The following is a 25434-nucleotide window of genomic DNA, read 5'->3' on the forward strand; positions in this document are numbered from 1 at the left end:
TTGGAGAACTCGGCAATTATATAATTTTCAATTATATTGTCAAGGATTAAATCTCTATAAAACTTTTTAATTTCTTGCTTCGTGTGGGGTGGCGCAATTTTCTAAGGGCTTTGGCCTCGATCTGACGGATGCGTTCACGGGTAACAGTGAAGTCTCGCCCCACCTCTTCCAGGGTATGATCGGCTTTTTCTCCGATGCCGAATCGCATGCGAAGCACCTTTTCCTCCCTGGGGGTAAGGGTGGCAAGCACCTTTCTTGTCTGCTCGGCCAGATTCAAATTAATGGCCGCTTCCGAAGGCAGAGAGAATTTTTTATCTTCAATGAAATCGCCAAGATGGCTATCTTCTTCTTCTCCGATGGGGGTCTCAAGGGAAATGGGCTCCCTTGCAATTTTCAACACCCGCCGCACCTTGTCCAGGGGGATTTCCATTTTTTCGGCAATCTCCTCGGGGGAGGGCTCTTTGCCCATCTCCTGGACAAGATATCGGGAGGTTCGGATCAGCTTGTTAATGGTTTCAATCATGTGCACAGGTATGCGAATGGTTCTGGCCTGATCGGCAATAGCCCGGGTAATGGCCTGACGGATCCACCATGTGGCATAGGTGCTGAACTTGTATCCTCGACGGTATTCAAACTTGTCCACGGCCTTCATCAGACCGATATTGCCCTCCTGGATTAAATCCAGAAACTGCAGACCCCGGTTGGTATATTTCTTGGCAATACTCACCACCAGCCTTAAATTGGCACGCACCAGTTCACTCTTGGCATACTTGGCCCTGGCACGGCCCTTATCCACCCCTTTGATAATTTTTCTAAGGGAGGTGGCATCCCCTTTTAGATCATCCTTTCTCTGTTCAATCTGGGCAACGATTGCACAAAGATCCTGGTGCAGTACAACCGCACGTTCCCGGGTAATATTAGATTGCTCACAAGCCCATGCCACAAAGGCATCGGCATCAGCCAGGCTCTGACACATGTCATCCCGCCTGGCCTTGAATGTACCAGAACATCGTTTGAGCAGGCCATCCATGGTATCAAACCATTTAATATTGTTGCGAAGACTTTTTTCAATATTATCCAGAATACCGGATTCAAACCGCCAATCTTTCAGATAATTATATATTTTTTCATTGTTATTTCGGATCTCATCTCTTAATTTTCTTGCCGCAGCAGGGGGTTGATCCCCCGCCATGAGAAGATCTCTGTTTTTCTGATTTTCAAAATGAATTTCCCGGATACTGCTGACCGTACTGAGAAATTTTTCAAGCTTTACAGCCTCATCTGCAATCCCATCCCCTTCATCCACATCCCGCAGGATATGTTTGGGGCGAAGCTTCTGCTCCTCCATTTTATCACCGATGCCAAGGAGTTTCACCACCGTCAGGGGACTTGCCAGCATGGCCTTTAAAACTTCACGCTCCCCAACTTCAATTTTTTTGGCAATGGTGATCTCTCCTTCACGGCTTAAAAGGGTTACCATACCCATTTCCCGGAGATACATCTTAACGGGGTCGGTGACGGCACCAAATTCCATGTCTGCATCCGGCCCACCTGCTGTAAAAACAGTTTTCCGGGGCTGCTTCCCCTTTACAACAGCAGCTTTTTTGCCTTTGGTATCGGCAGATAAGGAGGTACCGGAGCTACCAGTTGAGGCGGAGGTACTTCCCCCCTTTTTTTCTCCGGCGGTGCGTATCTTTGAGTTTTCTTTTTCCAGATCAACCAGCTCAATTCCCAGTTTTTGAAACATACTCAATATGTTATCAATCTGATCGGATGATTTTATATCATCGGAAATGGCTTCATTTATTTCGGCATAGGAGAGACAGCCCTCATTTTTTCCCTTTTCAATCAACTGCTTTAACGTTTCTCTGGATATTGTATCTTTTTCGCTGGATTCAACCGACGCTGCTGCCATAAAAAATGCCCCCCAAAGGCTTTTTATCATTCATAGCCACGTAATCTCCGGATCTCCCTTTGACGTTTTTCAAGCAAGTCAAAAGAAAGGCTGGAATTACTGCCCTGTTCTGCTCTTTTTATTTTAGATGTAAGTCTGTTTTCGCTCTTGTTCCAGACTTTTACAATTCTATTCATTAAAAACACGGATTTTTCATACACATTGTCCACATCGGGAATTTCCACCATGGAAAGAGATGCCACCAGACGCCGCTGATCATCTGTTTCCACCGCTTCCATTACCCGGGACACAATCTGCTCATTTCCTTCTATTTCAAGCACATACCTGCCAATTTCCCTGAGCTCCCGGGAATAAAAACAGTCAAGCACCCCTTTTTTCAGAATCTCCTGCCTGATCTGAGGGAACTGCAACATCATGGATATCATCTGCCTTTCCCTTGGAATGGAATGATTCTCCACGGCAGTTCCCATGGAAGCATCTCCGTGGGGACTGGAAGCAGGTGGCAAAACAAAGGCATCCGTGGATTCTAAAAAAGCGGTTCTTACCTTTTCAAGCACTGCGGTTTCATCAATACCCAGTGTTTGAGATAATTCATGGATATACAGAGACCGAGCCGCAGGGTCTTCCACCCGGGCAAGGGGAGTTTTCATCTCTTCCATGATCTTTATTTTTCCTTCCACGGAAAGCCCAAACTGCTCCACGGCGGACTGGGTCAGAAAGGGAATCACGGACATGGCCCTTTCTGAACACGCTTCAAATTGTGTTTTTCCCCTCTGCTGCACAAAGGAATCCGGGTCCTGGCCCTGGGGCAGGATAACAATGCGAACATCCATCCCCTCTTTTAAAAAGGTACCAATGCTTCTTTTGGCTGCATTAATGCCGGCCTTGTCGGAGTCAAACACCAGAATTGCCCGGGATGCCGCCCCCTTTAACAGCCTGACATGGGATTGGGACATTGCTGTTCCCAGGGTTGCCACGCAGTTTTTTATGCCACATTGAAAAAGGGATATAAAATCAAAATACCCTTCAACAATATAAACAGTATCTTCCTGTCTGCAATAGGTCTTTGATAGATGAAAGCCATAAAGAATTCGACCCTTGCTGTACACTGGGGTCTCCGGGGAATTGAGATACTTGGGAACACCGTCATCCATCACCCGACCTCCAAAACCGGCAACCTGACGGGTGACATCAAAAATGGGAAAGATAATTCTATTTCGAAAGCGATCGTAATACCCTGGTTTGTCTCTACGTTTGAGCACAAACCCCGATGCCTCGGCCATCATCTTGGACACCTTCTTTTTTTTTAGAAATGACACCATGTCATCCCATTGGTTTGGGGCAAATCCAAGGTTGAGCTGCTCCATGGTATCGGCGGTGATTCCCCGGTTTTCCAGGTAATGCATGGCCTGCTCCCCGGAAGGAGTATGGCGCAAAACATCTGTATAATGGACCATGACCTGCTGGTTCAAGCGGTAAAGCCCCTCTCTCAGGGCCATGTGCTTTTCTTTTTCAGGGCTCACAGGTCCTGTCTCAACGGCAACACCACATTTTCGGCCCAGCATTTTTACTGCTTCAGGAAAAGAAACGTCATGGTATTTCATCAGAAATGAAAACACATTTCCCCCGGCACCACATCCAAAGCAGTAAAAAATCTGCTTGTGGGGGCTCACAGAAAAAGAAGATGTTTTTTCGGAATGAAACGGACATAAACCAAAGTAATTCATTCCTGATTTTTTCAGCATCACCGATTCAGATATCACAGCAACAATATCGGTGGCTGCTGAAATTTGTGAAATGATTTCTTCAGATATACGCATGGAAGGATCAACACCTGCACATCACAAAATTTTAAAAGTAATTACGGGTGGCCGGATGTCAATAATTTTTCAAAAGATGAGCCCATTTTTTGTTCTGGTAAATTGTGCAATGATATTCAGCCGAACCGCCGGAGTAAAAGAGAACGGGGCATCAAATTTCAAAGCGCTCCTTTACTGGAAAGGGTTCCAACAATCCTGTCATCAAATCCACAGGCAACACTCATGGCCCGGCCCAGGGCCTTGAAAACAGATTCAATTATATGATGTTCATTTTCACCATAATCACAAGAGATGTGCAGATTCAACCCACCCTGGGCACTGAAGGCCCGGAAAAATTCTTTGGCAAGATAAGCATCAAAGGGTCCCGAGGATCGAATGGTATCGGGAAGACGGTAAACCAGGTAGGGCCTGTTGGAAAAATCCACATTCACACGGCTAAAGGCCTCATCCATGGGAACAGCTCCTGCCCCATACCGGGCAATACCCCTGCGATCCCCAAGTGCCTTGGAAATCACCTTTCCCAGCACCAGACCGGTATCCTCCACCGTGTGATGAAAATCCACATCCAGATCCCCCTTCACCGTGACGGTGAGATCAAAAAAACCATGAACCGCAAAAAGGGTGAGCATATGGTCAAAAAAACCAATCCCAGTGGAAATCTGGGATTTCCCGGTGCCGTCAATGTTGATCTCAATGTCTATTTTCGTTTCTCTGGTTTCTCTTGTCAGTGATGCGGTACGAGCCATGTAATTTAGCCTTGCAAAGCATTAATAGTTATAATATATTTATTTTTTCGTTATTCATCTCTGTAACCGTTGGAATTACGGATTTTTTGAATGTACAAAAAAATTAGATACTGTGTCAAACTGTTTTTTCAAACAACATCCGTCAACTCAGAAATATTACACTGCATAACCAATAGAGGTTCTTAAAAATATAATGACATCAAAATTATCCGATGCCTACAAAATTAAAAATCAAGACCATGATAAAATCATGTCCCCTGAACAAACCATTGAAAACTTTAAGCACAGATCCATCAATGCGGGACTCAATATTTTAAAGGAAACTCGGCGTATCGACAACGGACGACTGGACATCCCCGTGTATTTCAGCGTATGCGGCCACGACGCCCAGGCTCTGACCGGCACCCGCAAGCAGATGGGAAAAGGCATAAGCCCCATCCTTGCCGAGGCAAGTGCCGTCATGGAGCTTGCCGAAAGATTCAGTCTTTACCGGTTTAAAACCGCCCCGGAAAACACCGGAAAAAAACTCCGGAGCTCTGTATCCGCCCCCCTTTCCTTTTCTCTGACAGCCGCATCTGTCCAGGATAATCGTTCGGACATCCGGGAAATTTCCGAAAAAATTTTTTCAGACCTGCCACTTCAATGGGTTAACGCCTACAATATCACCCGGGACCAGACGGTGGATATCCCCCTGGACTGGTTTTTCATGATCAATGAGTTCAACGGCTCATCTGCGGGCAATTGTCTGGAAGAGGCCATCTGCCAAGGTGCCTGTGAAATTGTGGAACGCCATGTATCTGCCATCATCTGCAAAGAAAAAAAAACACTGCCCTTCATTGATCCGGATTCGGTTACCAGCCCTTCCACAAAGGAACTCATTGCCAAGTTCAGATCCGCCGGTATCAGGTTTTACATCCATGATTTCAGCCTGGACACAGGAATTCCCACGGTGGGGGTTCTGGCCTATGACCCTTCCACCTTTCCTGAAACCAGTGAAATTGTCTGGACGGCGGGCACGGCAGCCAGCCCAGACAAGGCGCTCAGCCGGGCATTGACAGAGGTGGCCCAGCTGGCAGGTGATTTTAACACCCCTTCCAACTATGTGGCAAGCGGCCTGCCCAAGTTCACCAGTCTTGACCAGGCAGACTATCTCATGGCCCCCCTGGAAAACGGTAGTGCAAAAATGGTGTCAATCTCTGAACTTCCAGATATTTCAAGCCCTAATATAAGGGACGAAATAGAGGCTATCACCCGGGAACTGTCACGCATGGGTTTTGAACTCATCGTGCTTGACACCACAGATCCACAGCTCAACGTCCCAGCCTGCTATATTATGGTACCGGGCACAAGCTTCCGGGAGCGGGCTCAAAACAGTAGCGTAGTCATGTTCTGTGCCAAACACATCTATGAAAACAATGCCCCGGAAGCGGCCCTGACCCAACTTGAAAACGTTTCTGACATGCTTCCCCATCAGTACTTTATTTCATTCTACAAGGCCCTGTGTCATCTTGCCATGGATGCGCCGGAAAAGGCATTGGCCCAATTACAATGCGCTCTTACGGAAAACCCCACAGAACAGGATATTCCCACCATCTGCTCTTACGCCGGTGTCTGTCTCAAGGAAATGGAACAATACCAGGAGGCCCTGACCTTCCTTGAAAAAGGCATTGAGCTGGACAATGAACGCGAAGATATTTTCAATCTCATGGGATTCTGCCATTTCATGCTTAAACGTCATCCTGAGTCCATAGCCTGTTTTCGCAAGGTTCTGGCATTAAAGCCCGGTTCGGCCATTGATCATGCCAGCATTGCCTCTAATTACCGGGAAATGGGAGAGATTGAAAAAGCCATGGATTTTTATGAAATGGCTCTGGCCATTGATCCTGGCCTGAATTTTGCCAGGGAAAATCTGGAAAAACTCAACAACAGATGAATGAACCAAACGGACTTGATCACAACATGGGCCACTTTGGGGTAAGCTCAGGCCTACGTTATTGGCGCTTTTGTTTAATCACACCTTTAAAAAACAAAACCATAGAGCCGGATAGAAAAACAGACTCTAATACCACATAACCTGCCCCCTTTACCCATCACGGATGGCGCATATTATAACCAAGCCCAACCAAACAAATCCAACACCTAAATTATTTGATCAGCTTTACCACCTGACGAAACATATCGCCTTCAGCCTTCTGAAGCAGCTCAAAAAAGATCATCTCCACGCTGGTTACGCTCCCACCCGCCTGGCAGATGCGGTCAATACCCAATTGCCGGTTCTGTGCAGTTCTGGAAGACACGCAATCTGCCACCATCTGCACCTCACATCCCCTTTCCAGAAGCGCCATACCGGTCTGGTACACACAGATGTGGGACTCAATACCGGCCAATAACACATGTTTTCTGCCAATGGCATCAAACCTGTCCATGAACTGCTCATTTTTACAGCAGCTGAAGGTATGCTTGGGAATGGGGGTGATGTCCGGAGCAAGATGATCGGAAACCTCTACGATGGATTTTCCCAGCTTGTCGGGAAGCTGCTCCACCCACACAATGGGGACGTCCATGAGTTTCATTCCCTGGATCAGTGTGGAAACGGATGAAAAAAGAGAGTCCTTTTCATGCATTAAAGTGGCCAGTTTTCCCTGGATATCAATTACCAGCAGTACCGTATTGTCCAACCTAAACATCTGCATCCTCCTTAATATATTGTGGGGTTGGGTTCCGGAATTGGGAAAAACGGGCTTGGCCCCAACACCGGAAACCTGACCATGGCACCATAACAACGACCTGTTAAAAGCGCAACGGATATTGCACGTAATCAAACTTGAAAATATTTACTTGCCCGCCATAAAATTTTCTGTTAAATTGAACAATTATGAAATCACACAATGCCTTAAATATCCGTAATTTTTCTGCGAAGCTTACCCTTGCGGTAGTGTTTTGCATTCTTTTTACAGGCTGCGGGGGCGGGCCCGGGGAAAATCCCCTGGAAACATTGAAAAAAACATTAAAGGATGAGCCCACTTTTTCCATCATTCTTGAAGACATGAAGGAAGAAGGCACCTTTGTAAAAAAATATTTTCATCAATACCTTGTGGTGCTCCCCGAAGAATCTTCTAAAACCCAGTGGTTTGAGGTTCCTAAAGCCTTCTACAATAAAAATATTGAATTCCTGGGCATGGCACTGCTGACCAAAAAAGAGGGGGGCTTTGACGATGTGGCTTCCCCCCCGGGTTATGCCCTTGTGGGTGATGAAAAATATGGCCGATGGCGTGAAGACAGCAGTGGAGGTTCCTTTTGGGAATTTTATGGAAAATACGCTCTGATTTCAAGTCTGTTCGGAGGCTGGTACAGCCCCATCCACAGAAATGATTACAGAAGTTATCAAAGTAACAGAGCCAGCCACAAACCATACTTTGGCAGAAACAAGCAATATGGTTCCACTGGCAATATTGTAAAAGCCACACGACCTTCTTTTTATTCCTCCCGGATGTCTTCGGTGAATGCCAAGAAATCCTCCTTTTCCAGCAAAGTAAACCAGAAGATCGGCCGTTCCAAAACCGGTCTGAGAAGCAGAGCAGGAGGTTCCGGCAAATGACCATTGACGGATTAATTCTGGGTATTCTTTATTTTATTATTTTTTTCATTCTTTTTTATATAGGAAAACTTTGCTACAACCTTCTCCACCGGGATTTCAACTTAAATATTGAACTTGTGGAAAACGACAACCCCGCCGTTGCCCTGGCCGTTACCGGGTACTATGCAGGTCTAGTCATCGCCCTCGGGGGTGCCATTGTGGGTCCATCCCACGGTCTAGTAAAGGATCTGATTGACTTAACACTGTATGGACTTCTGAGTATTTTGTTATTAAATCTGTCCACCTATCTTTGCGACTGGGTTATACTTTACCGCTTTAAAATCAAGGATGAACTACTGCGTGACCGGAATCAGGGCACCGGAGCAGTTTTGTTTGGCACCTCCATGGCATCGGGATTCGTAATTTACGGTGCCGTATCCGGGGTGGGGGGCGGCATGGACACCGCCGTGGTATTCTGGGCCATGGGCCAACTGCTGTTACTGGCCGTGTCCAAAGTCTACAACTTTATCCTTCCCTTTGATATCCACACAGAAATTGAAAAAGATAATGTGGCTGCCGGGGTGGCCTTCAGTGGCACCCTCATTGCCATGGGTGTGGTCCTGGGCCTTGCCGCCGAAGGCGATTTTATATCATGGACCGACAATATCACCACATTCATTGCCTATGCCATCACCGGGCTTGTGTCTCTGCCCTTTATCCGAACGCTCACAGATGCTCTTTTGCTACCCGGGGTAAAGCTTTCCGATGAAATCATCGGATTAAGAAATGATAAATCCATTGAAACCCGGGGACCCAACGTGGGGGCCGCCTACCTGGAAGCCTTTTCTTATATTGCCGGGGCATTCATCGTTTTCTGGTGCATCTGACCCCAGGTGTCTGCGTTTACCCCCTCCAGGAGCCGTACCCTTCAGATTGCCCTCTTTGCCACGGGCTGCTCTGGTATTGTTGCCGAGTTTGTTCTGTCCACCCTTGCCACCTACCTCATGGGCAACGCCACCTTTCAGTGGACCATGATCATGTCCATCATGCTCTTTGCCATGGGGGTGGGAAGCGCATACAGCCGCCATTTTAAACATCGCCTCCTGGATATTTTTGTCCTGGTGGAATTTATCCTGTCATCCCTTTGCAGCGTGTCTGCCATTTTGTGTTTCGGCTTATCTCCCCATCTTGAATCCCGAGAAATAATCATATACCCCCTGGCCTTTGGCATCGGCTTTCTCATCGGCCTGGAGATTCCTCTGGTCACCCGCCTGAACAGTAAATATCAAGCCCTTCGTACCAACATTTCAAAGGTCCTTGAAATGGACTACTTCGGCTCCCTCATCGGTGGTATTTTATTTGCCTTTGTATTTCTGCCGGTGCTGGGCTTCATCTACACCCCGGTGCTTCTGGGGACCATTAACTTTCTGGTGGCCAGCTGGCTGCTGTGGCGTTTTATTGAGCTGACAACATACAGAAAAACCCTTGTCACCGCCTTTGTCATAGTGCTGATAATCATGGGCAGCGCCCTGTGGTTTGCCAATGATATCGTTCAATTCAGTGAACAGAAAAAATACAAAGACACCATCATTTATGAGGTGCAGACAAAATTTCAAAAAATCGTCATGACACGCTGGAAAAAGGATTACTGGTTGTTCATCAACGGCCAGGAGCAATTTTCCACCTATGATGAGGAAAAATACCACGAACCCATTGTACATCCGGCCATGGCCATAACACCGAACCACGACAACATCCTTATCCTGGGCGGTGGTGACGGCCTTGCGGCCCGGGAGGTATTGAAGTACCCCGATGTGGGCTCACTGACCTTGGTGGATCTGGACCCGGTGATGACTGACCTTGCCGCCCGGCATCCCGTATTAAGCAAGATCAACCACAACTCACTTTCCAATGAAAAGGTGACGATTTTAAACATGGACGGCACCTCTTTTCTGGAAAAGACCCAACGTCTTTTCAACGTCATTATCATTGATCTGCCGGACCCTGATTCCATGGATCTCATGCATCTTTATTCAAATGACTTTTATCGCACAGTAAAGGCCCATCTCACCCGGGGCGGCGTCATGATCACCCAGGCAAGCAGTCCTTTTTTTGCCAGAAAGGCGTTTTTATGCATTGACAAGACCATCCAATCTGCTGGATTTACGACACTGCCCATGCACAATGCCATCCCCACGCTGGGTCAATGGGGATGGATTCTGGCAGTGGACAAGGAACTCATTTCAGCAGACAGTCTTAAAAAAATGGCAGGACAGCTAACCTTTGGCTCAATAGACACCCGGTTTATAAATCAGGAAGCCATGATATCCATGGTTCATTTCGGCAAGGGGGTATTTGATATAAAAGAAGATATCCGCATAAACACAAGCCAGCAACCGGTGTTGTACAGATATTATCACCAGGGTACCTGGGGTATTTATTAACACCTCTGACAATCAGCCAGACACCTTTGAAAATACAGGCTTGATCATTAAGACCTGCTACTATGAACCGGGGTCAGGCTTTTACATGAAAAAATTCCAGTTTACCCCATGAGATAGAAGCCCAGATGTTTATCATGGGGCGGTGGATTGTAATAATCCCCGGTGATGCTTTTTCCATCAACAATGCGGACACTCACCCGCCGTTTAATTCGGCTTCTGTTTCGATCATCCAGTGTAAAGTTTACATCCAGAAGATCTCCAACCTCAAAGCCCTCGGGTTTTCGGGTTTCAAAGCTGATGCCCTGCATGGAAACATCATGCACGGTTATGCGTCCAAATATTTTTCGATTAAAGTGTTTAAAATCCCCCATGAGAGACACTTTTTTACGAAAACCAACTTTCAATTCCTGTTCCTGGTCCAGCTGCAGGGATTCTGTATTGAGGCATGAATGAATATGCATTTCCATGCCACCCCCTGCATTTTCTTCAGTACTCGGCCGCTTAAGAAATCTTTTCTCAACAGAATCAATCAAGGTCGCCAGATGGTCCGTCTCATAGGTATGGGCAACAACGCTCACCTGAAATGCAATTTTTCTGTCCGAGGATTGGGCATTGGCCAGTTGATTTAACATTCTCTGCCGGAGCTGTTCCGCCTCTTCTTTACCGGCATGGGGAAGGATAACAATAAATTTATCCCCACCATAGTGAAAAATATCATCAACTCCCCGAAGGGCCTGCCTCAACATTTCTGCCAAGGTTCTCAAAACATCATTGCCCGCCTGGAATCCACTGGTTTCATTGATCTGTTTAAAATCAACCACATCCACCAAAAGGATGCCGCATCGAATCCCATAGCGTTGAAGGGCAAAACTGCTGTTTTTAACGGCTTTCTCAAAACTGAGTCTATTTTTCAATCCGGTGAGCGAATCCATCAATGCCAGATTTTTAAGGCTGTGAAGGTAATAGCTACGCTCAATGGCAATGGCGGCATATTCGGCAATGGCCTCAAGTACGGTGAGCTCCAATGATGTAAAATTCTCACCGCTGATTTTATTTACCAGCTCAATGACCCCGAATATTTTCTCATCGGTTTTCAGGGGAACACCAATGATGGAACTGGTCTTAAACCCCGTGCTCTGGTCAATTTGTGCACAGAAACGTTCATCTCCGGCCACATCCTCAATGATAACAGATTGCCCGCTTTCCATGATATGCCCCACGATCCCTCGACCCATGGGAAGGCGCATGCCCTGGAGCTGCTTTTTCTGGCTGCCCACCACCACGGCAAATACCATTTCATTGGTTTTGGAATCCTTAAGCAGCAACGACCAGTTCACCGGTTCAAAAATTTTCCCCACCTGATACATGACAATGTTCAGGGTGTCTTTCACGGTTCTGGCCTTTGCAAGGGGCTTACCCAGTTCAATAAAAAAAGATGCGTCATTAAATTGCTTGTTCATGGACTGCCTCATACTTACAATAATGGTGCAAAAAGCCGGGCCAGTGAATTGCGAAGCAGCTGCGGCCGTTGGATGGCGGCATAATCTTCCAGCGTGAAATGCCGGGCATCTGCCATGTCTGCCTGAAACCGGACTTCCATATCCCTGGCAAGGGATTCGTCATAAATCAATGCGTTGATTTCGTAATTGAGTTCAAAACTTCTCATATCCATGTTAGCCGTACCAATGGAACAGGAGGTTCCATCCACCACAATGGTTTTGGCATGCATGAACCCCTTTTGATAATAATAGACCTGAACCCCGGCATTTAGCAGTTCTCCGACATAGGTCAACGCAGCCCAATAGGGAAGTCTTTTATCCAGAACCCCTGTAAGCATTATCCTGACATCAATACCACTCAAGGCCGCCGTTTTAAGTGCCATGACAATGCTGGCATCCGGGATGAAATACGGGGTATTAATAAATATGGTTTTTTGGGCCGAAGAAATAAGCAGGAAATAAAGCTGTTTAATGGATTCCCACTTGGAATCCGGGCCGGAGGTGGTTATCTGAACCGGTAACAGATGATCTCCTGTGTCATTGGCAATGGAAATCGGACTAATATCAATAAGCTCGTTGGTGGTATTTAACCAGGACACGGAAAAAATTTCCTGAAGAACTGTGACTGCCTCTCCCTTGATACGCATATGGGTATCCCGCCAGGAATCAAATCGCCCCCCCCCGTCAATATACTCATTGCCCATATTCATTCCACCAATGTAGCCGATTGAACCATCTATAACAACAATTTTTCGGTGATTCCGATAGTTAAGGGTATGAATTTTCAAGGGGGACTGAAAATTATAATAGGGGTAAATCTTTATACCCATTTGTCTTAGTTTTTTAAGATAACGCCTGGAAAGATAGTTCCCGATGGAATCATATAAAATACGAACATCCACTCCCTGTTCTATTTTATACTTTAAAACCTCAAGTACGCGGGTGGAAAGGGCATCGGACTTCCAGATAAAATATTCCATGTGGATATGGCTCACCGCCGTGGAAAAATCATCCAGAAGCACATTAAACTTATCTCTACCTTCAAAAAATATTTTTATATCGGTATTCCGTGTGAGAATTGAATCGGAATTGTGATATAAAAGCCTCATGAGTTTTTTATGTTCAAAGAGCGAATATTTTTCAGCAATCCAGCCCATGTCAGATTGCTGTTGATTAACGATGGACTGATGAATATCCTGCATGCGTTTTTCAAGATTCTGACGCACAAGGGTCTGCCCCACCTTTTTCCGCATGCCCCTGCCCACAAGAAAATATATAATTATGCCACCAAAGGGAAAAAAAATAAACACCAACAGCCAGGACAAGGTGGTTGCCGTCTCCCGGTTATCCAACAAAAGATAAAAAATAGTGATGGAAATATAGACATAGAGAATAAAGATAAACAGGGAACTCCACCAGGACATAAGGGCTTCTTCCTTCAGGGAAATTTCAAGGCGTTTACATGGTACTTTTTTCTGATCCAGTTCAGTGTATTCCGGATGCGTCGAATTCCGATGAGTCGATTTTCCAGTTGTCGTTTTCCAGGAAAATCCATCAGCACAGCTCCCAGCAAAATAGTTAAAAGTCCCTGCCCGGGAACAAAAAGCATGATGATGCCAGCCAGAACCAGTATATAACCGGCAACGTTTTTAAGCAACCATCTCCCCCCCCTTATGAGGGGCGTGGTATGTGTCTTTAATTCTGATGGGTTATGCAGAAAATAATCTTCGGGGATGCGGCATATCAGAAAGGGAAGCAGCAGTATTGACAGAACACACATGACAATGGACAGTATCAGGCCCTTAAAAATCATAAAGAAGATAAGTCCCCAGTTTGCCATAATGTTCTTTGGAAATGAATTCAACCCCTATCATGGGAAACATCACATTTCTGACAACAACCTCTTTTTCCACCTCTGAATTGGGCGATGTCCCAAGGAAAAATTTAACCACAAATTTGTCCCCCACCTTCAAAGATGTTTTAAAATTTATTTTTAAATTAAGACCGGTGCGGGAAATATTTTTAACAAAAAGGTTCCCGGACTCCTTTCCCCGAACAAAGGAACCTGGAAAATTAACTTCCTTTCTGATATGCCGCCTGCGCTCAAAAACAACTGGAAAAGTGTGCCCACAGACACATTTGCACTTGAGTTTCACGGTTGCTTTTATATCAAGAAATTTTGAGACATCTTTTTCTTTCACCAAGCCGCACTGGGGACAACTGAAGGTTGCCTTTTTATCACTGGAAACATATATTTTTTGGGTCATTTATTAATTCCTGGCTTTTTTTATTGTGGAAAGCCCTGATTTAGCATCGTGGAGTTATCAACTCCAATCAACCAGTTAATCCGCCTTAACGCAAAGAAAGGTCAGGTGCATTACCATCTCCCCGGTTCGACGATTAATCAGAGGCCTATCAGGTTTGCGTTATTTACGCTTTTGTTTAATTTTGTCTTTAAAGGCAAACTCATGATAAAATCATGGAACCTGGCAAAAGCTTCGGCCTCCAATAGCACAAGCCTGGCCCCGTTGGCCCCGTGAACTATAACAAACAAACCATATTGTAAGTAAACCGGAGAATTTGGGAATACGTCCGCACATAACGACATTATGCGAATACCAAAGAAAGATTGGAAACACAAATAAAAAAAGGGGATCACAGCCATATACGCTATAATCCCCCTTGATTTTAAAGTGGTACGCCCGAACGGATTCGAACCGCTGACCCCCTGATTCGTAGTCAGGTGCTCTATCCAGCTGAGCCACGGGCGCACAAACTCCTCCTAGATATATTTCCGGGGGGCAAATGTCAACATCTTTTTAAATTATTTTCATCTTTGTTTAAAAATTAAATTGACCTTAAGCCGAATTAATGGATATAGATAGGCCATGAATGACAGAGAATACATGAATCTGGCCCTGGCCGAGGCAGTTAAAGCCCGGCAACTGGACGAGGTACCAGTGGGAGCCGTGGTGGTGGATACCAAGGGCAACATTCTGGGGTATGGTCATAATCAAACCATCACCCGGTCAGACCCTTCGGCCCATGCAGAAATGCTGGCCCTTAGAAATGCTGCAAAAAAAACGGGCAATTATCGCCTATGCGGCGCCACACTTTACACCACCATTGAGCCGTGCATCATGTGTATGGGTGCGGTGATACATGCCCGGCTCTCCCGGGTTGTTTTTGGTGCCCCTGACCCCAGATGGGGGGCTGCCGGTGCATTATATAATTTTGCTTCTGATGCCCGGCTCAACCACAACCTTGAAGTTGTATCCGGCATTTGTGAGGATGAAACCCGGAATATTATCAGAAGCTTTTTTAGAAATAAAAGGAGAAAACCGTGTCAAACATTGTAGTTGTCGGCACCCAGTGGGGTGATGAAGGCAAGGGAAAAATTGTTGATATTTTAAGTGGGTCTTCCGATTACGTGGTGAGATTCCAGGGCGGAAACAATGCCGGTCACACCATGGTGGTGGATGGAAAGGAAATCATCAGCCATCTGGTGCCGTCGGGAATCCTCCAGAAAAAAAAATGTTTTATCGGCAATGGCGTGGTGGTGGACCCGGGTGTATTGTTAAGTGAGATGGACTATCTCATGGACAATCAGGTGGACGTGTCCCCGGACATGCTGAAAGTTAGCAATAGGGCACACATGATCATGCCCTACCACAAAGAGATCGACAAGGCTCGGGAAATCAAAAAAGGGGCCAATAAGATTGGTACCACCGGCCGGGGCATCGGGCCGTGCTACGAAGACCGGGCCACCAGAAGGGGCATCCGGTTTGCAGATCTGCTGGATCCTGATTTCTTTGCCGACAAAGTCACTACCATCATGGAAGAAAAGAATTTCTACCTTGAAAAATATTTTAATGCCCCCACTCTTGATCCCGAAGCGGTGATCAAGGAATACATGGCATTAAGGGATCGCCTGCTACCCTACATTGCAGATGTATCGGTTATTTTAAACCAGGGCATGGATGAGGGAAAAACGGTGCTTTTTGAAGGTGCCCAGGGCACCCACCTGGATGTGGAACATGGTACCTACCCCTTTGTTACCTCCTCCAGCACCGTTTCCGGTAATGCTGCCTGTGGGTCCGGTGTGGGGCCCTGCAGACTCAATGAAATCATCGGCATTGTCAAGGCCTACACCACCCGCGTGGGTGCCGGCCCATTCCCCACCGAACTCTTTGATGACATTGGCGATGGCATCCAGAAGAAGGGGGCGGAATTCGGTGCCACCACCGGCAGAAAAAGGCGCTGCGGATGGCTTGATATGGTGATCTTAAAGAATGCGGCACGGCTTAACAGTCTCACCGGCCTTGTCATCACAAAACTGGATGTTCTGGATGATCTTAAGGAACTTAAGATCTGCACCGGGTACGAATATGACGGTGAGACCTTGGAACATTTTCCGGCCAGCATAAAAGCCCTTGAAAACTGCACACCCGTATATGAAACACATCCCGGATGGCTGACAGACACCTCAAAGCTTAAAAGTTTTGATCAATTACCGGAAAATGCGAAAAAATATCTTGCCAGAATTGAAGAATTGTCCGGAGTAAAAATCAAAATTCTGTCCGTGGGTCCCGGCAGAGAAGCCACCATGATATTGGATCGCTTCTTTTAATACTTCAGGGCACCTTGTGTGATAAAAATCACTGGCATCAAAAAAAAGAGCTGTCTGCCTGTATTGTCATAGACTCTCCTTTCTTTGCCCGTTTGACACGATGAAGTCCCTCATTCTGAAAATTTTGCACTGTCACACTGATTTTTAATTGACAATGCTTGAAAAACAAACTATTAATATTCGTCGTTTGGATGTCGGGATGTGGCTCAGTCTGGTAGAGCACAGCGTTCGGGACGCTGGGGTCGGAAGTTCGAATCTTCTCATCCCGACCACCTCCAAACAAGGCTTTCAGCAGCCTTAAGCGTCTGAGCGGATAAGCTGACTTACAACTTGTCAGTAAGCATAAAGGAATGGCTGACCTTCACATTATTTGGAGGTCGGCCTTTTTTTTATACCCAATGCACACCGAACAAACTCTGATGGAGATTGAGAAAAGGATTTGCTAACAAGCCCGACCTCATTGGCCCGCCAGCTGTGACTGATGCCCCATGTCATAACCAAGCCCGAAAAAAAATTGCAAAGGATGCAAAAGAGCACCCCAGATCTCCAAAAGCCCTCCAGGGTCAAGGCGTTGCGTTCTCAAGCCCTGCCCCGTTTTGTTCCACATCCATCTTTAAATCCGATAAAAGAAATACCCCGTGACCATCCCAGTTCACATTTATAACCAACTGCAGCTCTCCGCGTTTATTTAAAATTTCCAGGCAATGGTCAGACATCTGCCACTGACGGGTGTTTTTCCATAACTGCTCATGGGGATATGTGTTGATTTTAAATCCATCTCTACTGCCACCGCACGCAATGTACACATTGGCTCTGGCAGCGCCGATGGTGGTACAGAGCTGCATGGTCATGCCCAATCGCGTTATTTTACTGCCAGGCTGCCTTTGAATGATGTATGAAACCGGATGCCGTTCATGGGGGATATAGCGTGCCGACATGCTGCCAAGACTGACCACCCATTCATCTTTAACATATTGTCCATCCGTAAAATTAATGGACAACTCCTTTCCCATTGCAGGTGTCCACAGGATTAAAACAAGCAATACCAGGCCATCAAGGGCTTTCAACGCTATTTTGTCTTTCCACACGGATCACCTCCATGAAAATTCCGGCCAATCTCAAAATTCCTGCCATAAATTAAAATTTTAAACCTCACAGGGCTTGACCCGCCAGTGCCCTTGGGGATACAATTTCCGCCGGGGAATTTGCCCCATTATTTTACCTTCCAGATTATACGGAGATCACATTGAACCCCCTCAGTCTTGCCTATTCCAGTTGTCCTAATGATACTTACATTTTCCACGCCATGATTCACGGCATCATCGACACCGCCCCACTTTGTTTTAAAACCAGCATTGCCGATGTGGAGACCCTTAACCAGCAAGCTGCCACAAGCACCCATGATATCACCAAACTGTCCTTTGCCGCCATGGGCGGCCTGGGAGACAGATATCGCCTGTTAAGAAGCGGGGCAGCCCTAGGCCGGGGCTGCGGCCCCCTTGTGATCACCCTGCCCGGTCAAACACTTTCATCGACTGACAGAATCCGGGTGGCCGTTCCCGGATTTGGCACCACGGCCTGTCTTTTGTTTAAATTTTACCTTGAAGACCGGTTCCCCGGCATGACAACAGATCTGATTCCCATGCCCTTTGAGGCGGTCATGCCAGCGGTGAAAAAGGGAATGGCCCATGCGGGTGTCATCATCCATGAGGGACGGTTTGTCTATGAACGCATGGGATTTGAATTGATCCAGGATCTGGGACAGTGGTGGGAAGATCACACAGGACTTCCCATTCCATTGGGATGTATTGCCGTAAAAAAAGGAATGCCTCGGGAAACCGCCATGCAGGTGGAATCCTTAATCCGCCAAAGCATTTCCCATGCCAGGGACTTCCCGGAAGCAGGAATGGCCTACATTCGACACCATGCCCAGGAACTAAATGACACGGTGATACAGGAGCACATTGGACTCTATGTAAATGATTTTTCCATGGATCTGGGGCTGGAAGGAGAACAATCCGTTCTGTCTTTTTTTGAAAAGGCCCGTCAGGCGGGCATGCTGCCCCCACCACCGGCCTCCTGGTTTGTGGAATAACGCCTTGGTTACCCCTTCAGAACAGCAACTCTGCCAGTCATTTTATAGGATTTGCCCGGCTTAAAAAACTGCACATCCACCTTGTCAGGAAAAATACCATGATGATAAAGAGAATCAAAGAAATGGGTCAAACCTTTAATTTTAGGTCCATCCAGATCACAGATCAACCCTTTAAAATAGCGCTCAACATAGGCCTCATCAAGGCTTAGTTTACGGGCACCGTTTTTTATTACCTGTTTGATATTTTCATAACCCATGGCCCTTGACCGATAAAAAAGCTCAAGGGCCGCCCCCACGGCCTCAGGATGATTCTTTGCATAGGTTCTGTCCACCACCCACAGGGCGTACACAAAGGGAAGTCCGGTTGTCCCATGCCACAAGCGGCCAAGATCAAAGCGGTATTTAAACCGGGATTCCCAGGGCTGGGTCATAGCGGCATCCCCGATGATGAGCGCCCCATCAACATCCCCGGGCACATCTCCAAGGGATTTAAGCCGTCCGATGGTGTACACCGGTACCAGATGACGCTGGGCCATGATAAGTTTCACCAGACACACCGAGGTTGCAGACTCCCGCGTGAGAAGGATATTTCGACCATGGAGTTCATCAAGATCATGGTTGCTCATTAAAACAACGCTCATGACATCACCATGGGAGGATATGGAGAGATCCGGCAGAACCAGCAAATCTTTGTGATGCATACCGTAAAAAGCCGATGACACCGGACTAATGGCAATTTTTTTTTCCTGAATCATGCCATTTAATATGGCGGGGGGGTTGGGTACCATATTTATCCACCGGGGCAGCAATCCATGGTCCAGCCCATAATACACGGGTGATGCATTTATGTAGTCTATCTTACCCATTAAAAGAGGGGGAGTTATCATCATATCAAGGTTTCCTGTGCGTATGCCTGCCCAGATCTCAACAAAGAGGGCTCACAACAAATTATAGTAACAGTCCCGCTGACGGGGGGTGAACCCGGCGGTTTCAATGAGTCGACGCAATTCTTTTTCCGGCAACATAAAATCCACCCCAGCCGATGCCACCACGTTTTCCTCTATCATGGTGCTTCCCAGGTCATTGGCCCCATAAAACAGGGCGGCTTGGGCTATTTTTTCTCCCTGGGTGACCCAGGATGCCTGGATATTGTCAATGTTATCCAAAAAAATCCGGCTCAAAGCAAGCACCCGCAAATAGACGGCTGCCCCGGTTCCCGGGTGATGGATGCGGGTATTGCCAGGCTGAAACGTCCAGGGAATAAAGGCAGTGAAGCCGCCCGTGCGATCCTGGAGCTGCCGGATTTTATCCATGTGCTCAAAAATATGATGGGGACTTTCCGCATGACCAAACATCATGGTGGCACTGGATTTCATGCCCAGGTTGTGGGCGGTTTCCATGACCTCAAGCCAGGGACCTGTCATGCATTTATTGGGAGATACCTTTAAACGAACATCATCACATAGAATCTCCGCACCGCCTCCGGGAATTGAATCAAGTCCTGCCTCCCGAAACCGGGACACCACCGATGCAATATCCAACCCTGATTTTTCAGCAATATAAGCAATCTCCGGCGGAGAAAAACCATGGATATGGATTTTAAAATTGGCCTTTATGTCCTTTAACAGATCTATGTAATAGCTCATTTCAAGATGGGGATTCATACCCCCCTGGAGAAGAATCTGGGTGCCCCCGAGATCCAGGGTTTCCTGGATTTTTTCATGGAGATTTTCCCGGGAAATAACATATCCTTCACCACTTTCCGGAGTCTTATAGAATGCGCAAAACTTGCAGCCGGACATGCAGATATTGGTGTAATTGATGTTTCGGTCCACCACAAAGGTGATGACCCTGTCCGGGTGGCGTTCAAAGCGTTTGTGTTCCGCCATAGCCGCAAGGGTTAAAAGATCTGCATGGTTAAAGAAAGAAAGGCCCTCATCCATGGTAATTCGAACGTTCCCATAAACTTTGTTAATGATTGATTCGATTGCTTTCATATTAAGCTCCATGCCCCGTTGCCCCGTTTTCCGCAACGACCACCCCATCCCGGCGAAGGGCATTGTAAAAAGTATCCCGTTCCACAGGAAGAAATCCGGCATCCCGGATCATCCGCTCCATGTCGTCCCGGGTCAGGCCTATGGCAGAAGTGGCACCGGCCTCATGGGTGATACGCTCTTCAATGATGGTGCCGTCCAGATCATCTGCGCCATAGTTAAGTGCCACCTGGGCAAGTTTTTCACCAATCATTACCCAGTAGGCTTTTATGTGATCAAAATTATCCAGAAGCAGACGTGCAATGGCGATATTTTTCAGATCATCCACGGCGGTGGTGGCTGGAAGGTGGGACAGGGCCGTGTTTTTGGAATGAAATGCCAGGGGAATAAAGGCAGAAAATCCACCGGTGCGGTCCTGGAGTTCCCGCAGGGCAACCAGATGATCCACCCGTTCCTCCAAGGTTTCAATGTGCCCGTAAAGCATGGTGGCATTGGTTGGAATACCTGCCCGGTGAACAGCTTCCATGATTTCCAGCCAGCGGTGACCCGGCACTTTTTTTGGAAAAAGTTTTTTCCTCACCCGCTCACTCATAACTTCTGCACCGCCACCCGGCATCATGTCAAGCCCAGCCTTTTTAAGCTCAGCAATGGTCTCTTCCACGCTCAGTCCAGACAGATTGGAAAGGTAATCAATCTCCACCGATGTAAATGCCTTGATTTTTGCCGTGGGCCGGATGCGTTTCACCGTTTTAAGAAGATCGGTGAAATAATCAAAATCCAAAAAAGGATGAAGCCCCCCCACGATGTGCAACTCGTTGACGGGTTCATCAATGCGGGCCATAACCCTTTTTTCAATTTCATCCATCCGCCACAGATAAGCCCCGTCATCATCTTTATCCACGGCATAGGCGCAGAAAAGGCAACGGTTTTTGCAGATGTTGGTATAATTTAAATGCTGGTTATACACATAAAATGCATCATTACCATGCCGTTGACGTCGAACATGGTCGGCCATGCGCCCCACCCCATTTAAATCCTGGGTCTTATAAAGCAAAAGACCATCCTCCCGGGACAGCCGAATGCCGTTTTTCACCTTGCTATAAATATCTTTTAATGCATCATCTCGAAATAATCGATTCACATCATACCTTCTTTTTTAAAAGTCAGAAAGTTTCGTTATTAATCTCGGTAATCATATCTGCAAGCCCTGTGGCCATTGCTGCCATTTCCTGGCGCCTGTAATTTTGAATTTCTTCACGGGCCGTTTCCTGTTTTTCAGCACTATCAATTTCCTGTACCGAATCAGGACTCGCAGTGCTGAGCTTCAAACAATTCCCCGATTTATCACAGATCACGGAAAGGCGTATGGTCACATCAATGTCAAGACGGCAGGCAACTTCATTGTCATGGACAACAAAGTCCCCATCCACATAGGCCAGCTCATCACTAACAACAATCTTGTGTTTTTCCCTCAGTTTGTGCAGTACAAATTTCCAATTTACTTTTTTGTAAAGCGCTTTTAAAAATGCATTTTTTGGCACTTGAGTCTTTGTAAATGCTTTCACCTGCACTCCTTTATCAACGCCATGACTGTTCAGGAAATAAACAACAATACAGGCAAGATCTGCCACTCTGCAAAGCACCTGCCCCGTTGGTTTCCCTAGAAAACAAACAACAATAAAAACTTGCCCCCATTGCCCCGTCAACGGTGACTATTAGCCGAGGCTGTGATCAGGCCGCAAACATGCAAACACACCAATGAGTACCTGCAATCCACGGAATTAACAAAAAACAACTATAATAAATAAAAAAATTTGTCACCATGAAAAAAAGAAATAATTGTTCAGAAGACAATAGGGATGATATAAAGAATTTTCAAAAATTAAGGAGAGATCCTTCATTTGCCCGCTTGCACTTCCTGGAGCAATAATCCCATTTTCCGGGCACTATTACCCCAGAAATATAAAGGAACTTGGAACCTGATATATAAGGATACCAAAAAGGAGATAAGAAGTGGAATCCCATATTGAACAAAGACTACATGGACTGAGAAATGAACTGACCGTAACCCAGACAGATACCCTTATTATTTTTTCCGATGAAAACCGCCGATATCTGAGTGGATTCACCGGTGTGGATGGTGGCTATGACGAATCGGCAGGAGTATTGATTATTACCCTGGATCATCTCCTGCTGGCAACGGACTCAAGATTTGAAACCCAGGCAGCCCAGGAAGCAGAAGGCTATGAAATCTATTGTTATAAAAAAGGTCTGGCTGTTGAACTTCCCGGACTGCTTGAAAAGCTTGGGAGCAAAGTCATCGGTGTTGAATCCGCCCGACTGACCCATGCGCTTTATGATAAAATGATAAAAGAAACCCAGCAAGCAGGTCTTGAATGCCGGTTTGAATCCCAGGATGATATATTAAAACATATAAGAACTCAAAAAGATGATGATGAAATCAAAATAATGAAAAAAGCCCTGGCCATTGCCGAGACATCTTTCCTTGAGCTCAGAACCATGATTCATCCGGGAATGGCGGAAAAAAAAGCGGCCTGGCTTCTTGAAAAATTCATGCGCCAGAACGGAGCTGATGCATTGTCGTTCCCAGTAATTGCCGCATCGGGGAAAAATAGTGCTCTTCCCCATGCCATTCCCGGAGATCGGGTCTTTCTGGAAGGCGAACCCCTTCTTTTTGACTTTGGTGCCAAATGGGGGGGCTATTGCAGTGACACCACCAGAACCCTTGTCATTGGCGCTCCGGACGACACCTTCAAGGAGGCATATTCGGTATTAAACACGGCCCAGCAGATGGCTATTGATGCCATTGTTCCGGGCATGAAATGCAGTGACATCGATAAAATTGCCAGGGAACACATCAATCAATCCCGGTTTAAAAACACCTTTGGGCATGGCCTGGGCCACGGTGTGGGGCTTGCTATCCATGAGGCTCCACGGCTTTCTTCCATGGATGATTCACTGCTTGAACCCGGCATGGTCGTCACCGTGGAACCGGGAATTTACCTGCCCCAATGGGGGGGTATCCGGCTTGAAAACATGATCCTTGTCACCGAAAACGGGGCTGAGGTATTAAATACCATGAGATATGACAACTATATCATAGAGCCACAATAGATGAGGCTTACAGCATTCTATTCATCCGTCCGCTGGTATAGCCTTCAAGGTCAACTGAAACAAATTTAAACCCCTGTACCTGAAGGGCCTTTGTAATCTTGCTTCTGAATGATGGAGAAGATATTTTTTCAATATCTTGGGTTTTACACTCAATCCTTGCAAGCAAGCCATGGTGGCGCACCCGCACTCCCTCAAAACCAAGCAGTTGCAGGTGATCCTCGGCGTGCTTGATCTGCATGATCTTTTCCATGGTCAAATACTCCCCATAGGGAATTCGTGTGGCAAGACAAGATTGTGAAGGCATATTCCAGGTTTCAAGACCAATTTCCCTGGAGGCCTGTCGAATCTCTTCCTTGCTCATACCGACATCCACTAGTGGGGAGACAATCCCTTGCTCATGGGCAGCCTTGAGCCCCGGCCTGTAATCGGACAGGTCATCTGTATTCACCCCATGGGCCAAAGTCACAATACCCCGCCTGTCAGCGGCAGCTCGCAACAAAGCAAACCCTTTATTTTTACAGATATAGCAGCGGTTTTTTTCATTTTTGACTAGGGCCTTGTCCGTCCATGGATCAAAAGGAATGATTTCATGGGGCAAGCCTATTTTACCGGCCATATATATGGCATGCTCCGTATCCCCATCGGACTGAAAATCCGAATCCAGGGTCAGCAGCACCACATTGTATTTCATATTCTTTTTTGCCATGGCCGCAAGAAAGGCGCTGTCAACACCCCCTGAAAAAGCAATGGCAATACCTTGATATCCCCCAATCAATGTACCAAGTTGTTGAATTTTTTTCTGCACGATCATCCTTTTTGCGCTAACCCTTTAAATTAGCAAAATAAATACAGCTTTTTGTTTTGTCCCAACAAAGTATTTACAAACATCAAATTATTGTATATGTTTCGGTATTTATTTTAAAGGATTATCCGTTAAAGTCATCATAACTCATCTTTCCGGGTGATTTTTATCTGAAGAGGTGTCAGGCCTGTTTTGTTGCAACTTTTTACCATATGAATGCTTAAAACTATTTGAATGAAAAGCATGGTGCCTGTTAAACAAATAATACAGGCTTTAATATAACAAGCCGGACCCCACCGAAAAAAGTCAGTTCTGAAAATTGAGTCATAATTTGAATTTTGATTAAAGGGGAGACATGGCTGCAACAAAAAAAAAGAAACCAGTGAAGAAAAAAGACGAAAAAACCACTGCTAAAAAAACCACAACAAAAAAGGCCACTGCCACAGCAAAGAAAACCGCTGCTAAGAAGGCTGCGACAAAAACCGCTGCCAAAAAAACACCTGCAAAATCTAAAAAAACAACAGGCAGTGAATCCATACAGCCTGTAGAAACAAAAAAAGCAGCTGAAGCATCTCAAATAAAAGAAAATAAAATAGCCGAGGAAAAACGTATGGCTGAAGAACTTGCTGCTAAAAAAGCCGAAGAAGAAAAACTGGCCAAAGAGGCAAAATTAGCTGAAGAAAAACGCCTGGCCAAAGAAGCTGCTGCTAAAAAGGCCGAAGAAGAAAAACGCCTGGCCGAAGAAGCTGCTGCTAAAAAGGCCGAAGAAGAAAGACT

General features: G+C 46.3%; 23 protein-coding genes and 2 tRNA genes. 10 read left to right on the top strand and 15 right to left on the bottom strand.

Annotated elements, in window-relative coordinates; genetic code table 11:
• Positions 1–46: 46 nt before the first annotated feature.
• The 3 genes from rpoD to hisB form a co-directional block, all read right to left on the bottom strand.
• Positions 47–1915, bottom strand: coding sequence for an RNA polymerase sigma factor RpoD (gene rpoD, locus ACYQ2M_RS07885; protein WP_459915787.1), 1869 nt, complete (start codon positions 1913–1915; stop codon positions 47–49).
• Between the two features lie 26 nt (positions 1916–1941).
• Positions 1942–3735: a DNA primase gene (gene dnaG / locus ACYQ2M_RS07890; protein WP_459915788.1), complete on the bottom strand. Its 1794-nt coding sequence runs from the start codon at positions 3733–3735 to the stop codon at positions 1942–1944.
• 158 nt (positions 3736–3893) lie between these two features.
• Positions 3894–4481 (bottom strand): imidazoleglycerol-phosphate dehydratase HisB, encoded by a 588-nt coding sequence (hisB, locus tag ACYQ2M_RS07895; protein WP_459915789.1) that lies wholly within the window; start codon positions 4479–4481, stop codon positions 3894–3896.
• Between the two features lie 193 nt (positions 4482–4674).
• On the opposite strand from hisB, the gene ACYQ2M_RS07900 reads away from it, so the two are divergent.
• Complete coding sequence (locus tag ACYQ2M_RS07900) at positions 4675–6414, top strand: YcaO-like family protein (protein WP_459915790.1); 1740 nt, start codon at positions 4675–4677, stop codon at positions 6412–6414.
• A gap of 211 nt (positions 6415–6625) precedes the next feature.
• On the opposite strand, the gene ACYQ2M_RS07905 is transcribed toward ACYQ2M_RS07900, so the two are convergent.
• Positions 6626–7168: a hydrolase gene (locus tag ACYQ2M_RS07905; RefSeq protein ID WP_459915791.1), complete on the bottom strand. Its 543-nt coding sequence runs from the start codon at positions 7166–7168 to the stop codon at positions 6626–6628.
• Positions 7169–7356: 188 nt separating this feature from the next.
• Here ACYQ2M_RS07905 and ACYQ2M_RS07910 point away from each other — a divergent pair, with 188 nt between their 5' ends.
• The 3 genes from ACYQ2M_RS07910 to ACYQ2M_RS07920 are packed head-to-tail and all read left to right on the top strand — an operon-like array spanning position 7357 to position 10502.
• Positions 7357–8079 (top strand): hypothetical protein, encoded by a 723-nt coding sequence (locus ACYQ2M_RS07910; protein WP_459915792.1) that lies wholly within the window; start codon positions 7357–7359, stop codon positions 8077–8079.
• Entirely contained in the window at positions 8076–8945 is an 870-nt protein-coding gene (locus ACYQ2M_RS07915) for a DUF350 domain-containing protein (protein WP_459915793.1), read from the top strand. Before ACYQ2M_RS07910 ends, ACYQ2M_RS07915 begins: the two co-directional genes overlap by 4 nt.
• Positions 8946–8951: 6 nt before the next feature.
• Positions 8952–10502 carry a polyamine aminopropyltransferase gene (locus ACYQ2M_RS07920; RefSeq protein ID WP_459915794.1) on the top strand — a complete coding sequence of 517 codons (1551 nt, stop codon included), beginning with the start codon at positions 8952–8954 and terminating at the stop codon, positions 10500–10502.
• Positions 10503–10603: 101 nt separating this feature from the next.
• Here the strand turns inward: ACYQ2M_RS07920 and ACYQ2M_RS07925 are convergent, their stop codons facing one another.
• From ACYQ2M_RS07925 to ACYQ2M_RS07945, 5 genes are all read right to left on the bottom strand, one after another.
• Positions 10604–11962, bottom strand: coding sequence for a sensor domain-containing diguanylate cyclase (locus ACYQ2M_RS07925; RefSeq protein ID WP_459915795.1), 1359 nt, complete (start codon positions 11960–11962; stop codon positions 10604–10606).
• A 14-nt stretch (positions 11963–11976) separates the two neighbouring features.
• The gene (cls, locus tag ACYQ2M_RS07930; RefSeq protein WP_459915796.1) at positions 11977–13425 is read right to left on the bottom strand and encodes a cardiolipin synthase; all 1449 of its coding nucleotides are present in this window, start codon (positions 13423–13425) and stop codon (positions 11977–11979) included.
• A gap of 14 nt (positions 13426–13439) precedes the next feature.
• Complete coding sequence (locus tag ACYQ2M_RS07935) at positions 13440–13814, bottom strand: PGPGW domain-containing protein (protein WP_459915797.1); 375 nt, start codon at positions 13812–13814, stop codon at positions 13440–13442.
• A complete protein-coding gene (locus ACYQ2M_RS07940) occupies positions 13804–14268 on the bottom strand; it encodes a PilZ domain-containing protein (protein WP_459915798.1) in 465 nt (154 codons plus the stop codon). The genes ACYQ2M_RS07935 and ACYQ2M_RS07940 overlap by 11 nt, the downstream gene beginning before the upstream one ends.
• Before the next feature lie 427 nt (positions 14269–14695).
• Positions 14696–14772: transfer RNA gene (locus ACYQ2M_RS07945), tRNA-Arg, on the bottom strand.
• Positions 14773–14889: 117 nt separating this feature from the next.
• On the opposite strand from ACYQ2M_RS07945, the gene tadA reads away from it, so the two are divergent.
• The 3 genes from tadA to ACYQ2M_RS07960 all read left to right on the top strand — a co-directional run bounded on the left by tadA (position 14890) and on the right by ACYQ2M_RS07960 (position 16903).
• On the top strand, positions 14890–15360 hold the full coding sequence (gene tadA / locus ACYQ2M_RS07950; protein WP_459915799.1) for a tRNA adenosine(34) deaminase TadA: 471 nt from the start codon (positions 14890–14892) through the stop codon (positions 15358–15360).
• Entirely contained in the window at positions 15345–16631 is a 1287-nt protein-coding gene (locus ACYQ2M_RS07955) for an adenylosuccinate synthase (protein ID WP_459915800.1), read from the top strand. The genes tadA and ACYQ2M_RS07955 overlap by 16 nt, the downstream gene beginning before the upstream one ends.
• 195 nt (positions 16632–16826) lie before the next feature.
• Positions 16827–16903: transfer RNA gene (locus tag ACYQ2M_RS07960), tRNA-Pro, on the top strand.
• 291 nt (positions 16904–17194) lie between these two features.
• Here ACYQ2M_RS07960 and ACYQ2M_RS07965 read toward each other — a convergent pair.
• Positions 17195–17719 (bottom strand): hypothetical protein, encoded by a 525-nt coding sequence (locus ACYQ2M_RS07965; RefSeq protein ID WP_459915801.1) that lies wholly within the window; start codon positions 17717–17719, stop codon positions 17195–17197.
• A gap of 158 nt (positions 17720–17877) precedes the next feature.
• On the opposite strand from ACYQ2M_RS07965, the gene ACYQ2M_RS07970 reads away from it, so the two are divergent.
• Positions 17878–18726: a 1,4-dihydroxy-6-naphtoate synthase gene (locus tag ACYQ2M_RS07970; RefSeq protein ID WP_459915802.1), complete on the top strand. Its 849-nt coding sequence runs from the start codon at positions 17878–17880 to the stop codon at positions 18724–18726.
• Positions 18727–18734: 8 nt separating this feature from the next.
• Here ACYQ2M_RS07970 and ACYQ2M_RS07975 read toward each other — a convergent pair whose 3' ends face one another.
• Genes ACYQ2M_RS07975 through ACYQ2M_RS07990 form a run of 4 tightly spaced genes read right to left on the bottom strand, consistent with a single transcriptional unit; the run spans position 18735 to position 22351 of the window.
• Positions 18735–19616, bottom strand: coding sequence for a menaquinone biosynthetic enzyme MqnA/MqnD family protein (locus ACYQ2M_RS07975; RefSeq protein WP_459915803.1), 882 nt, complete (start codon positions 19614–19616; stop codon positions 18735–18737).
• A gap of 48 nt (positions 19617–19664) precedes the next feature.
• Positions 19665–20723 carry a cyclic dehypoxanthinyl futalosine synthase gene (gene mqnC / locus ACYQ2M_RS07980; RefSeq protein ID WP_459915804.1) on the bottom strand — a complete coding sequence of 353 codons (1059 nt, stop codon included), beginning with the start codon at positions 20721–20723 and terminating at the stop codon, positions 19665–19667.
• Position 20724: 1 nt separating this feature from the next.
• A complete protein-coding gene (mqnE, locus tag ACYQ2M_RS07985) occupies positions 20725–21861 on the bottom strand; it encodes an aminofutalosine synthase MqnE (RefSeq protein WP_459915805.1) in 1137 nt (378 codons plus the stop codon).
• A gap of 22 nt (positions 21862–21883) precedes the next feature.
• Positions 21884–22351 (bottom strand): hypothetical protein, encoded by a 468-nt coding sequence (locus ACYQ2M_RS07990; RefSeq protein ID WP_459915806.1) that lies wholly within the window; start codon positions 22349–22351, stop codon positions 21884–21886.
• Between the two features lie 382 nt (positions 22352–22733).
• Here ACYQ2M_RS07990 and ACYQ2M_RS07995 point away from each other — a divergent pair, with 382 nt between their 5' ends.
• Entirely contained in the window at positions 22734–23855 is a 1122-nt protein-coding gene (locus ACYQ2M_RS07995; RefSeq protein WP_459915807.1) for an aminopeptidase P family protein, read from the top strand.
• Positions 23856–23862: 7 nt separating this feature from the next.
• Here ACYQ2M_RS07995 and larE read toward each other — a convergent pair whose 3' ends face one another.
• The gene (gene larE / locus ACYQ2M_RS08000) at positions 23863–24660 is read right to left on the bottom strand and encodes an ATP-dependent sacrificial sulfur transferase LarE (RefSeq protein WP_459915808.1); all 798 of its coding nucleotides are present in this window, start codon (positions 24658–24660) and stop codon (positions 23863–23865) included.
• 352 nt (positions 24661–25012) lie between these two features.
• On the opposite strand from larE, the gene ACYQ2M_RS08005 reads away from it, so the two are divergent.
• Positions 25013–25434, top strand: a 422-nt coding sequence (locus ACYQ2M_RS08005) for a hypothetical protein (protein ID WP_459915809.1), incomplete at its 3' end; no start/stop codon positions are given.

This window comes from Desulfocicer niacini (assembly GCF_054657595.1).